The following is a 12,713-nucleotide window of genomic DNA, read 5'->3' on the forward strand; positions in this document are numbered from 1 at the left end:
ATAAATGAAAATAATACATGGAATGCTAAAATGTCCATACCTACAACAATTATCATTGGATGATAGCACATGCGTCATCACAAAAACTAAAATAGCTAAAGAGTACCTTGAAAAATTCTGTTCAAATAATTATGTAAATTGCAAATATTATGAGACCATTAAACTAAACCAAACAGAAAATACCCCAAAGAACACACAATTACGTGAACCTTTACGTGTAAGAATAATTGACAATTCACGTTCAAAAGAACTCATAAAAAAAGAATCTACAAACATACAGATAGTACCACAAAATCAATCATTAAACATTAATATCAACAACATGCTAAATGAGCTCAATAGTGCATGGCATCAATACGAGACAAAAGTAAAAGAAATCATTGAACGTTGGAACACTGAAAAAGAAAAAATTCTTTCCAGAATATTAAACGAGCGTTCCGGGCTAAATTCAATGTTGGTAAGAGAAGAAGAATTAGAAGGACGAAAAATAATTGGCCTAATAACTGATGAAGAATACAATACTCTTAAAGCAAAAATTAATGAAGAAAAGAAAATAATAGAAAATAAAATTAAAGAACTCACTGAACATATAATATCTTTTGAAAAAGAATTAAGCTTACACAGAAAACGTTTAAATTTACCAATAAAACAGGAGGATCTTAATACGTTAAATAAAAAATTAGCTGATCTAGAAAATGCAAAAGAAAAGGGCATGATATCTAATACAACTTACGAAAAATTAAAACAAGAAATTACTTTTCGAATAGATTTACTTAAAGAAATATACAAGATGCTTTAGTCAATGGTTTCGGATAAATTGGCTTAAATGGATGAGTGCCATACTCTTTTTTGAAAAAACTCTGCTTAGTCGCTTAAGACCTATGGATAATGCCAGCTTCAGATGTGGTAATTTCCCAAAAGGAATTCCCAATGAAATAATCGAAAAAGAAGAGTTAAGTAGAGACGTAAGAATACACTCTTACAATTGAAAGTCTCCCTTTTAAGGGTGAGAGGAGGTAGCTTATCAGCAATTCTCAGAGTTCTAGGTTTTCTTGTCAAGCCTTTATAAAAATGAAATGATTTTTTAATATTTAAACATAGTCTAACCATGATTCGTACTCTTTAATTTTACCTCTTACTATGTCAAAGTATAATGATTGTAGTTTCTTTGTTATCGAACCTGGTTTTCCTGACCCTATTATTATTCCATCAACATTTACTACAGGAGTTATCTCCGCAGCTGTCCCTGTAAGGAAGACCTCATCAGCCATGTAGACATCTGCTAATGTGATTTCACTTTCTGTAGCTTTATATCCTAAGTCAGCTGCAAGTTTCATAACTGTTTTTCTAGTAATTCCAGGAAGCACGCTGGAGTACAATGGTGGGGTAATAATCTCGTCATCACGCACTATAAAAATATTCTCGCCAGTACCTTCAGAAATTACACCTCTATAATCAAGCATCAATGCCTCATCGAAACCTACTTCCTTTGCCTCGATCTTAGCTAACACAGAATTCAAATATTGTCCGGTCGCTTTCGCTTCTAAGGGAAGACTTTGAGGAGGTATTCGTCTCCATGTGGATGTTTTAAGTTTTATACCATTTTCCAATGCATTTTTTCCTAGATATGCACCCCATTCCCAAGCAGCGACCATAAAAGATACAGGAACATCTGTAGGATCAACTCCCAATTGTTTATATCCACGGAATACTAATGGTCTGATATAACATTCTTTTAGTTCATTAATTCTCACAACCTCTTTAATGATATCAAGTATCTGATCACTGCTATATGAAATGTTCATTCTGTAGATCTTTGATGAATGTAATAAACGTTTAACGTGATCTTTTCCACGAAATATGGCGGTTTTTCCAGAAACAGTTTCATATGCTCTTATACCCTCAAATACTCCAGTCCCGTAATGAAGTGCGTGCGTAAGAACATGAATTTTTGCATCGGCCCATGGAATAAACTTACCATCAAGCCAAATATATTTACTTTCCTTCATAATGCTTTCACCACAATAAACGTGAAAAATCTTCTTATTAAGTTTGTTTATTAAAAAGAATAACAGAATCATGATAAAAAGACAAGAATCAGTCAACTTATTAGTTTTTTTCTAATAATTGCTTTACCTCTTCTATGAGTCCGCTGTCTTTTATTGCGAAAAACACGCACTTCGGTATTCCCGTTTTAGGAATCAATTCAGGACAGCGTTCTGATATCAATTTATTTTCATCAGAATTAATTAACTCCTTGAGGTCAATGGGTTCTTTTCTGACTTGGTTCTCTGCAAGGAGACATCTTGGTCCTGCATATTTAAAAAGTCTGGGATGTACCTTCATAACTTCTATCCACATCATCCATGCGACTTGTCTAATTTCCCATTGAGCCTTTGTGCATAATCTCAATCCAAAGAAGTTTAGTAATTCTCTTGCATTCATTGTAACGACAATTTTTGAAACAATAGCCTGAGGCAACACATATCTGGCATCTTCTGGTTGAACACCTAGAGATAAGAGCTTTTCATAAACCTTTCTAGAATACTCTATTGCGTCCTTGTATATTTGCTCTATGTTAGGATCACGCTTTATGAGGGGGGGTGTTATATAGTTAAAATATTCACCTTTCATTTCAGCATAGCGCTGGCTTAATTGAGTATAGCTAGCTAATCTATGTCTTACCAATTGATGCGTTAATACTCTGCTCACGTTTTCTATATCAAATGTATAGATTGAGTGTTCCCATGGTGACAGATGGCCTCTGATTAATGTTTCTTTGATCCATGTTTCAACTTCTTCATCACTCATTTTTTGCCACTGATAATCAAAAGGTTTTCTTGATAAACTCTGTTTTGATGCGACTGCAACCAACTTTTCACCATTGTTGGTATAAGAAACTAACTTCACACTCACCATTCATATTCAATAATATACTCTTCATCTAATATTAAAATTTATATCTATTTTAGAGGAATACATGAAATATTCGAAATAAAGCTAGAAATAGCTCAAACCAGCATCCTCTCAAATGTTGATGGTAATGGTTCTAGTACTTTTAGTTTCTTGGAAGCCACTCCTTCAAGCACCTTTAGCGCATTTTTCCTAGATAAAATATGATTATTATTTCCACAATAAGGAGAGTATACACAACGTGGACAACCATCTTCACAATCACACGTTGAGATTATTTGAAACGTACGTTGAAAGACCAAATCAAATCTTTTCATTAATAATTTTGAAAGCCCTGATCCGCCTTGTACACCATCATAAATCACTATTAATCCATCAGGATTACTTATTCCACCTAGCTCTCCTGATCCAGCTCCGATAATCATTTGGGCAGAAGATATAAGAGTATGTTCTATTGCATGAAACGCTTCACCATTCATTAGATCACTCCAGTCATTATAGCCTTGCAACCTTAATATTAGACCCTTTGTTTTAAACCTGTAGTTAACTGGATGTTCAAGAATTTTTTCATTTATAATTTCATTGGTTACCATGCGTTTTATTACATATCCATGAACATTATTCTCTATCTCCATTTTTCCATAAAGTATCTTTCCATCCAAAAATGTGCTTTCATCTAGAGGTTTGAAATTAACTGGAAAACTTGATTTTAAAGGAAGAGTATAAAAACTAAAATCGTATGGAAGCTGTGTGACTAATGCCCTGTATGGTTTACTAGATATATTAAGTTCAATAACCTTGTAAATACGGCCACCATGAAAATATACAGCCTCTGGATGAAGCTCCCCCAATGCCATCGGTAATTCTCTATCTCCAATTTCTTGATTATTTTCATTAATTATAATTACCCTATCACCTGCACCCCTAATACTAGTTTTATAAAATATCCTCTTACCATCAGGTGTTGGATAATAATTCTTGCCTCGTTTTATTAACAGACCATCACTGACTAGACTATCAACTATTTCTTTATTAAATAGTCTATCATCTTCTCTCAATGACTTATCAATAGAGGCAGAGAGAATTTGATGTCTCTGGACATCCTCATTGGTGAGATCCAATGGTAATTCATCAGGAGCTTGATAATAATACTCGTGAGGTTTACGAGCATAATAGGAACTAATAGGATCCTCACCAAGAACCATTATTACATATCCCTCATCATGCCTTCCACATCTTCCAGCTCTATGTATATATCTGGTGTAAGTTGGCGGTATGCCATCTAAGACTACAGCATCGAGATCACCAATATCTATACCAAGCTCCAATGTAGGAGTAGATATGACAGCCATTAACTCACCAGTCCTTAACATACGCTCAACTTTACTCCTCTCAATCCTTGATAGTCCTGCCCTATGCACACCAACGTTAATACCGTACTTTCTTGACAAAAAAGCAAGGTATTCAACAGTTCTATGACTATCACCAAAAACCAACGTCTTTAAACCAAGGTTAACAAGATTTTTTACAATACGCAAAACCTCAATATGCTTAGAAACCTCATCAGACTTTACCATCACATGCATAAGCCTCCCTTTCCTTCCATAACTCTCCACAACAGAAATAGAGCGATCAAATAACATTGATGCAAATGACTGCGCATTACCTATAGTTGCTGTAGAACCTATAAACTGTATCTCATTAAACAAACGAGCTAGTCGACGAATCAAATACGCTACATGAGCACCAAACACTCCATTATAGACGTGCATCTCATCAAAGACAACAAACTTCAAATTAGAAATAATCTCCCTAAACCTAGGTATCGATAAGGAAAAATGTATCATGTCAGGATTAGAAAGTAATACTTTCGGAGGCTTAGCAAATAACTTTTTTCTCTCAGATTCTGTAGTATCGCCATCATAGATCCCAACATTAAGACCTAACGATCTTGATGTATAAAACTGAACTCTATGTAACTGGTCAGCAGTTAACGCCTTGGTAGGATAAAGTATAAGAGCGTTCACACCTGGCTCACTCTCTCTTATCACTCTGTTTAGGATAGGTATAAGAAAAGCCTCTGTCTTACCCATACCAGTACCACTCACTATCACTACATCATGACCCCTATCAATTAACTGCATACTTCGCAATTGAAACTCATAAAGATGTTTAATACCTTTAACTCTTAACGCAACCTTTAACGATTCATCTATATCAATATCATCTATAGAAGGCCCTAGTTCAGGGCCTTTTGGCTCCTCAATCCACGAATATATCACACTTTTGTTGAGCCTAAGCTCTTTAATTATATCAAACATGTACCACTATTAATACTATAAAACACCTAAATAACTATTATTCATGATCCATTACTCATAAACAATTAATGTTCTATAAAATTAGAAGTTCTAGGTTCTATTTTCCTAAAACAATAGTTCTAGAATCCTGTAACAATGTGAATTTAAACATGAAAATCTAAATAATAGTGGTGCAGAAAAATGAAAAACCTTATGTATAAAATATCGGCATTAATAATGTTAATAATAATATTAGCGCCAATAACATTCGCTGCAACCACTACAACAACACAACCAACCGTTACTCAACAAAAATACTACTTTGAAAAATATGGCTGGAAAATATTCACGAATGGCATAATAACTATTCTCATAGTGGGGAATGGCACAAAGCCTATGTTTATATGGTGGTACAATAAAGACAATTCAACGGCCTATGTATTCAAATATAATGGACTAGCAGAAGTTTGGCTACCTGTATCGAAATTCAAGCACACACTCATCTTCAACGATAACGAAGACTACCAAAAACAATTAGATAACCTATTAAGAAATTCTACAAAAGAGGGCAAATCATTAAAGGATCAGTTCAAAGATATAATTGACAAATTAAAAGAAGTGCTGAACCTTAAATTAGTGGAAGACGGAAAAGTAAACCTCGATGAAGTGGACAAAGCCATCTCAATCATCAAGGAACTTAAAAATGACATCAATAATCTAACTTTCGATGAAACAAAGACTCAAATAATAGAAAAACTCAATAGTATCGAACAGCAATTACAGGATCTAAAGAATAATCCGCAGGTACAAAACGCAATGAAGATAAAAACAGGCATCGTGCAAGTCTTTAATGATCTATTAAAGATGTTTACTGAATATCTTAGTAGAACAATAAGAGCCTTTGAAATGATCATGCGCGCTATTAAGCATCCGTTCTACCTTCCATTTGATAGTACAGGATGGTCTCTCATAGGACCCCGAAACATTACAGATAATAAAGGAAACGTAATAGGTGTGCAGTTCACCTTCAATCTAACAAAAGTTCATAACGAACGTTTTAAGTTTGCAGAGGGAAACATCCTCATAAGAAACACGCTCTATTTTGTTCCAGTTCAAGTGAAAATTAATAACACAACTATGAACATGACAAGAGCAGAGATGAAAAGCGATATAATAATAAAGCATTGGAACTGGAATTTCTACGATGCATTGAAAGGAGGACATGAGAATAAGACAATAGAACCTTTTATAATAAGTATTCTGAGCAACCTTTCTCCAAGGTTAGTGCTTATAGCACATTTCACAGCACCAAACATGACAAAAGACCCTTATGAAGCCTTCAGGGTGTTATTAAAGGCCGGTGGGGAAGATGAATTAGAGATCGAGAATGGAGAAGTTGAAACTCATGGTGTTCATGGTTTAAAGCTTGGTGTGAATATGGAGGACGATACAGAAATTAATGAACATGAAATTAACCGTGTTGAAATGCCAGGATTAGTTATTAAAAGTAGTGAAGGATTAATCGGTGGTTTCTTTAGATTTGTTCCTAATGCGACTGTAACTTACCTGAATGGTACTAAAGAAACAGTACCAGTAAAAGGATATTTCATATTACATGGAAAACACGTAACAACGTTCTTAGTGTATCCATACTTTAATAATGGCACTTTAGAGCATGATCCATCAATAGGTATCACGGCCCCAGACATAACACAGGAACAACCAGTGTATCAGGTAAGTGTGTCAACAGGAGGACAGACAACAATAACACCAATATCAACCTCAAGTACATCTTCTACTGTCAGCACCTCTAGTGCGGTAACATTAATGCCTCAACAGAATTATTTTACTATGGCATTAGTAATAACAATAGCACTATTAATTGTGATATTTCTAGTATTGCGTAAAAGGAATAATGTTTAAATAAAAAAATTTATTTTTTTATTCCTAACACTCCTTGTATTTCATACAATTTTTTGATTGAAAATCCGATTGATTTTAAACGTTCTGATATGCCTTTAATTAAGTTGACTCCTCGCTTTTCACCAGGAGCTCCTATATAATGAAAAATGACACCTCTTGGTTTTAGAACTCTATAAAATTCTTTATATAGTTCTTTGCTGTAAAGTTCTCCCGCTAACTTCATGCGTGGCGGATCATGAATTATTCTATCAAAATATCCATCTTTTAGGTAACTGATAGCGTTTTTCGCATCATCTAGTATTATGGTAATTTTTTTGTCGGTCAGTTTCCATGACCATGGATTGTATTCGGCAATTTTAAGTACTGAAGGATTTTTTTCTATTGTTATAACTTTCGATGCTCCAAAGTTAAGTGCATGTATTGCTGTATATCCTAATCCTGTGCACACATCAAGCACCGTTTTATTTTTTAATGGCAGTATTGACATCACTTTTGATGTACTATCTCTCCACGGTGTTGTATCTTTTATCCTATGCATATGTATACCATTTATTTCTAAAGTAGGAGCTGTATTAGGTGAAACATTCCTTAACTTTAGATACATATTATCATCAAACCATGCAATTTTCACTAGTTTATTATTAGCTATCATGTATATTTCAGTAGTCTTATTTACTATTCTTTTTAGTTCATCCTTGCTTAAAATCTGGGAATTGGGAAATTGTACATGAGCATCACCTACGATGACTTCTGTGGTCGTTAAGCCTATATCTAGCGACACTCTAGTTTTACGATTTTTAGATTCTAACAGATGCTTTGCAGTGTGAGAGGTTATTAATGGATAATATTTGGGTTTAAAAAGGTAGATCCTCATTTCATATACTATCTACTGATTCCATCAGTATAGCATAAACTTTAGTCATATTTATTACGTCATCTATATAAACATACTCATTAACAGTATGAACAGTTTCAGATCCAGGACCGAGCAAAATAGTAGGTATGCCTGCTTTTCTTAAATAGTGAGCATCACTTGAAGTATGAGTAACCAAAGGACTAGGTTCATAATTATATACCTTATTAAACGCTTCTGATGCTATTTTTACTATCGGTGAATCGGAATTGGTCATACTAGGTTCTGCAATCCCAACTATATGATATTTTGCATTGTATTTTTTCAGAACATTCAAAATAACATCAACAGACAATCCTATTGGTATTCTTATATCTAAACCAACCATGCATTCATCCGGAACTATGTTTATGGAACTACCTCCTTTTATAAAACCTATGTTAAGAGTTGTATTAAGTATTGATTCTATAAGAGCTTCGCGTGATATACCTAAAGCATTAGCGTAATTTTCAAGAAATGAAGTGGACGATTTTAATAACTCATTAACACTCCTATTCACTTCATGAATCTCACCTAATTGTTCTCTCAAATCATAAATGATCGTTATAACCTCTTCTATTGCGTTAAGACCAGCTATAGGTAAGCTTCCATGAACAGCTTTTCCTTTAACTGCTAAATGTAGCCAAATAAAGCCTTTCTCACCCACTACTATTGAGAAACCAGTTTTCTGAGAACCAGTCGGTTCACCAACTATAGCATACTTGCCCTTCAATAACCCATTTGAAACCAAATAACCAGTACCATTAGTACCACCAGCTTCTTTATCCGATGTTAACGCTATGGTAATACCGCTTTTTGGCTTAAATCCATTCTCTATTAAAGCATACAAAGCATAGAGAAATGCAGAAACAGCACCTTTCATGTCAGCAGCACCCCGTCCATAAAGCTTATCATCAGATCTTGTTGCAGAGAATGGTCCATATTTCCATTGAGACTGATCACCTACTGAAAACACATCGAGATGCCCGAGAAAAATAAGCCCGTTCTCAGGCTTCTCACCATACGATATAATAATATTATTAAACTTATCCTTAGAAAAATTCACATCATAATCAAGACCACGTTCCTTTAACCACTTCTCTATAACCTGAATAACTTTTAATGTACTGCCACGGGGATCATCACCAGATTTTATAAGCTTAGCCGCAAGACCGTGAATATTTTCACGTTCCTTACTAATCATTTTTAAAGTTTTTGAAATTACACCAGTCATCTCGCTTTATTTATAAATATCGTTAATATAAGTTTAATGATTAAAAACGAGTAACAATATACAGCATACTGTCAGAAGAATATTAGGAAATAAATATACCTGTTTCTTAATTCAAAGTGAATCAGGAACTCAGAGTGACCAGATAATGAGTAACATAAGATTACAACGCGCAGGCCTAATAGGTTTTACAGTCCAGTTAATCAGCGCTTTTACTGGGTTTCTTTTTGTAATCATAGTTAGTAGACGTTTGACACCAGAGGATTTAGGTACGTGGCAATTAGTAATTTCTACAGCCATGTTCTTTTCATTTCCTTCTCCTATAATAACATATTGGATAGTAAGATTTTTTGCTAGAAAAATAGACGTAGCGAAAACAGGTTTTATATTAACATTTGTTCTATTATTAATGATAACACCAATTTATTTAATCTCCAGCTTTCTTATAAGCATAAAAACTAATACTCCCTTTGTATATTTCCTCTTCGGAATTTTTCTCCTCATATCCTATTATCTAAGAGATAATCTAAATAGTCTCATATTCAGCGTCGATCCAGAAAAGGGGTCATTAGCTTTTTTGTTTTCGGAGATCAGTAAAGTAATTATAGCCATCATGGTAGTATTTTTTGTCGGATTAAGTATAATAAATGCACTTTCTATAGTGTTTATAGCACTTATTGTGCAAAATTCTGGACTATTTCTCTACACAAAGAGGTACATAATGAAAAGTTCCTTTAATAAGTCTGTAGCATTGAAGATAATAAAAAATTCGTGGATTCCGCTTTATAGTTCTATAAGCGGATTCTTAGGAATGTTAGATGGAATAATCATAGCTACCATCACAGGTTCCACAGAATTCATAGCATATTATAAAAATGCTGCAGCAGTAGCATCATTAATAAGCTATGCATCACCCATAGTAGGTGTATTGTATCCCAAAATTTTAGGAAGCGAACAAGAAACACACGAAATACACATTAGAAATGTTTTGAACTTACTTTTTATGATAATAATACCATCATCGTTAGGAATATTCATACTTGCTAGGCCAATACTCTATATATTGAGACCCGATTACATGAAGGTCACAGAAATTGCACAAATTCTCATTATATCTCAGATAATATATTTAATAGGCTACGTGGCGCAATCAGCATTACTTGGAATGGAAACAGCAGACCTTAATAATCACTCCTTTAAAGAATTAAGAAAAAGCCTACTAATAAAAATACCAACAATAAACATATTATCGAATGTGCTCTACATAACCGGAGTAACACTTGCATCACTCTTTTTCTTCTTAATAAAAGATTTGATTAATTACATGATTATCTTATCATTAATTAATATCATAGCTCAAGCAATCAGTTTATACATTTTATGGGCTATGTTGAGTAGAAGAATCAAAAATACATTAAACTATAAATTATCCATTAAATATTTCATAGCATCGTTACTAATGGGTATAACCATATATTACATGCAACGAGTAATAAAGTTTACCTCAGTATATGAGACTGCACCAGAACTTTTCTTGGTAATAGGAACAGGAGCACTAACATATTTTATAACACTTTATATAATATCAAAAGAATTCAGAACACTCATCAGAGCAATAATAAATGAGATTAAAAAATCTTTAATAAAAAAATTCATTCACCTCTATCACTAGTTGATTTAGAAAAAATCTTTAATAAATTCCTGAAAGGCGCACTAAGAATTATCTCATTTTTATGTAACGCCATATTTAAGTAATACACACCAAATACAAACCCTACGATGCCTATTATGAATGCCCAATTCGTAGGTGATAAACCTGTTTTGTCGATGAGATTACGAAATGCATTTACATGAGAATACAATATCCTAAACCCAAATGATAGAAATCCAGGCAACAAAACTAACACCACACTTAACAACAATTTCCATGTAGAGATGCCCTTACTCTCTTCCATACGACCTCAATACTAAATCACACAACTTAAAAATATACTTTTACCAGAACTCCGACAAGAGAGTTCAGAACTTTAGTTCTGGGATGAATTGCCGAAAGGTTTGATGCTCGTTAAGGATTCTAATTCTTGGGTAGTTCAGCGGCATCCAGAAGATCTTAGAACTCTAACCCTCTACAGCTAGAGGAAGTTATTGTTCCTTTAGGGGTCAGGTTTATTTATACTGAATCTTATTTTGTAAATGATAATTATGGACTTCAGTTTTAGTGAAGATGAGAATGTTTTTAGAGAAATGGTTAAAGAGTTAGCATCAAAATATATTGCACCTCGAGTAAAAGAAATTGAAGAAAAGGGACGAATACCCAAAGAGATTATTAACGCTTTGGCTGGTCAAGGTTTGCTCGGACTAACAATATCTTCCAGCTACGGTGGAGCCGGGGCATCAATAACAATGGCTGCTATAGCAGCTGAAGAAATTGCTTATGCAGATATAAGTGTGGCAACAGCAGTCTATTATCTTCTTAATGCTGGGTGGCCTATGATACTTGAGCGATATGCTTCTGAGGAAGTTAAAGAAGAAATACTTCCCAATATTCCACGTGGTGAGACATTTTTTGGTATAGCGGTTACCGAACCTTCAGGCGGCTCTGATGTAGCTGGAATAAAAACTAGTGCGACAAAGAAAGGTAATAGATGGATAGTAAATGGAGAAAAGGTCTATATCAGTGGAGTAAGAGAAAGTTTAGAATTACCTAAAGGAGGAGGCATGTTGTTGTTGACTAGAACTGGTGGTAATGAACTTGGTTATAAGGCATTCACATCTTTTTCATTTCTCTTAAAGAAAACTGATGGTGGTATAACTAATGGTGTAACTCCAACGTTTTTTGAAGATATTGGCAGAAGAGGAATTTCTACAGGTGGTTTTGTTCTTAAAGACGTTGAAATAGATGATAAATATAGGGTTGGTGATGAAGGTAGAGGTTTTTATATTATAATGGAAGGTTTTAACGTTGCTAGAACATTAGTTGCTGCAGCATGTATTGGTGCCGCAAGGAGAGCTCTTGATATTGGAATGGATTATATTAAACAGAGAATTCTCTTTGAACAACCCATTGCAAAATTTGAGGCAATACAATTTGAGTTAGTTGATGATTATGCTAAGCTGGAAGCAGCTAAACTTTTTACTTATAAGGCTGCATGGCTCCTTGATAGATTCTATAAAGGTGATAAGAGTGTTTCGGTTTCTGACATTAATAAACACGTAGCTATGGCTAAAATGACTGCGCCACAAGTTGCTTATGATATCTTTACGCACGTGATGTTATGGCACGGAGCTTATGCATATACTAAAGAGTCAGAACTCGGAATAGGACTGACTGGTGTGTTATCCTATCTTATAGGCGCTGAAGGAACCATGAATATAATGAAAACTATTGTAGGCCGCGAACTATTAGGTAGGGAATACTCAGTCACAACACGATGGGCTGGTAAAAAAGGATAAC

10 protein-coding genes are annotated in these 12,713 nt (G+C 34.2%); 4 read left to right on the forward strand and 6 right to left on the reverse strand.

Annotated elements, in window-relative coordinates; all coding sequences use genetic code 11:
* Positions 1-4: 4 nt before the first annotated feature.
* Positions 5-799, forward strand: a complete 795-nt coding sequence (locus QW128_07860; protein ID MEM3833480.1) for a hypothetical protein — start codon at positions 5-7, stop codon at positions 797-799.
* Between the two features lie 292 nt (positions 800-1,091).
* Here QW128_07860 and QW128_07865 read toward each other — a convergent pair whose 3' ends face one another.
* The 3 genes from QW128_07865 to QW128_07875 all read right to left on the reverse strand — a co-directional run bounded on the left by QW128_07865 (position 1,092) and on the right by QW128_07875 (position 5,234).
* The gene (locus tag QW128_07865) at positions 1,092-2,009 is read right to left on the reverse strand and encodes a branched-chain amino acid transaminase (protein MEM3833481.1); all 918 of its coding nucleotides are present in this window, start codon (positions 2,007-2,009) and stop codon (positions 1,092-1,094) included.
* A gap of 100 nt (positions 2,010-2,109) precedes the next feature.
* Positions 2,110-2,919, reverse strand: coding sequence for an FAD-dependent thymidylate synthase (thyX, locus tag QW128_07870; GenBank protein MEM3833482.1), 810 nt, complete (start codon positions 2,917-2,919; stop codon positions 2,110-2,112).
* Between the two features lie 92 nt (positions 2,920-3,011).
* Entirely contained in the window at positions 3,012-5,234 is a 2,223-nt protein-coding gene (locus tag QW128_07875) for a DEAD/DEAH box helicase (protein MEM3833483.1), read from the reverse strand.
* Positions 5,235-5,414: 180 nt separating this feature from the next.
* Here QW128_07875 and QW128_07880 point away from each other — a divergent pair, with 180 nt between their 5' ends.
* Positions 5,415-7,136, forward strand: coding sequence for a hypothetical protein (locus tag QW128_07880; protein ID MEM3833484.1), 1,722 nt, complete (start codon positions 5,415-5,417; stop codon positions 7,134-7,136).
* 10 nt (positions 7,137-7,146) lie between these two features.
* Here the strand turns inward: QW128_07880 and QW128_07885 are convergent, their stop codons facing one another.
* Together QW128_07885 and QW128_07890 are read right to left on the reverse strand one after the other, a co-directional pair.
* Positions 7,147-7,917 carry an RsmD family RNA methyltransferase gene (locus QW128_07885; protein ID MEM3833485.1) on the reverse strand — a complete coding sequence of 257 codons (771 nt, stop codon included), beginning with the start codon at positions 7,915-7,917 and terminating at the stop codon, positions 7,147-7,149.
* Between the two features lie 94 nt (positions 7,918-8,011).
* Positions 8,012-9,262, reverse strand: coding sequence for an ArgE/DapE family deacylase (locus QW128_07890; GenBank protein ID MEM3833486.1), 1,251 nt, complete (start codon positions 9,260-9,262; stop codon positions 8,012-8,014).
* A 145-nt stretch (positions 9,263-9,407) separates the two neighbouring features.
* Here QW128_07890 and QW128_07895 point away from each other — a divergent pair, with 145 nt between their 5' ends.
* On the forward strand, positions 9,408-10,931 hold the full coding sequence (locus QW128_07895) for a hypothetical protein (GenBank protein MEM3833487.1): 1,524 nt from the start codon (positions 9,408-9,410) through the stop codon (positions 10,929-10,931).
* Here the strand turns inward: QW128_07895 and QW128_07900 are convergent.
* Entirely contained in the window at positions 10,912-11,214 is a 303-nt protein-coding gene (locus QW128_07900) for a hypothetical protein (GenBank protein MEM3833488.1), read from the reverse strand. The two genes, QW128_07895 and QW128_07900, sit on opposite strands and share 20 nt — an antisense overlap.
* Positions 11,215-11,461: 247 nt before the next feature.
* On the opposite strand from QW128_07900, the gene QW128_07905 reads away from it, so the two are divergent.
* On the forward strand, positions 11,462-12,712 hold the full coding sequence (locus tag QW128_07905) for an acyl-CoA dehydrogenase family protein (GenBank protein ID MEM3833489.1): 1,251 nt from the start codon (positions 11,462-11,464) through the stop codon (positions 12,710-12,712).
* Position 12,713: the final 1 nt, after the last annotated feature.

Source organism: Thermoprotei archaeon (genome assembly GCA_038881895.1).
In the GTDB taxonomy this organism is placed as follows: Archaea; Thermoproteota; Thermoprotei; order Gearchaeales; family WAQG01; genus JAVZOV01.

What these genes read in the sequence shown, in the direction of transcription:
- QW128_07860 (MEM3833480.1), top strand. Translation starts at nt 5, where the DNA reads ATGAAAATAATACATGGAATGCTAAAATGTCCATACCTACAACAATTA.
- QW128_07865 (MEM3833481.1), bottom strand. Translation starts at nt 2,009, where the DNA reads ATGAAGGAAAGTAAATATATTTGGCTTGATGGTAAGTTTATTCCATGG.
- thyX (MEM3833482.1), bottom strand. Translation starts at nt 2,919, where the DNA reads ATGGTGAGTGTGAAGTTAGTTTCTTATACCAACAATGGTGAAAAGTTG.
- QW128_07875 (MEM3833483.1), bottom strand. Translation starts at nt 5,234, where the DNA reads ATGTTTGATATAATTAAAGAGCTTAGGCTCAACAAAAGTGTGATATAT.
- QW128_07880 (MEM3833484.1), top strand. Translation starts at nt 5,415, where the DNA reads ATGAAAAACCTTATGTATAAAATATCGGCATTAATAATGTTAATAATA.
- QW128_07890 (MEM3833486.1), bottom strand. Translation starts at nt 9,262, where the DNA reads ATGACTGGTGTAATTTCAAAAACTTTAAAAATGATTAGTAAGGAACGT.
- QW128_07895 (MEM3833487.1), top strand. Translation starts at nt 9,408, where the DNA reads ATGAGTAACATAAGATTACAACGCGCAGGCCTAATAGGTTTTACAGTC.
- QW128_07900 (MEM3833488.1), bottom strand. Translation starts at nt 11,214, where the DNA reads ATGGAAGAGAGTAAGGGCATCTCTACATGGAAATTGTTGTTAAGTGTG.
- QW128_07905 (MEM3833489.1), top strand. Translation starts at nt 11,462, where the DNA reads ATGGACTTCAGTTTTAGTGAAGATGAGAATGTTTTTAGAGAAATGGTT.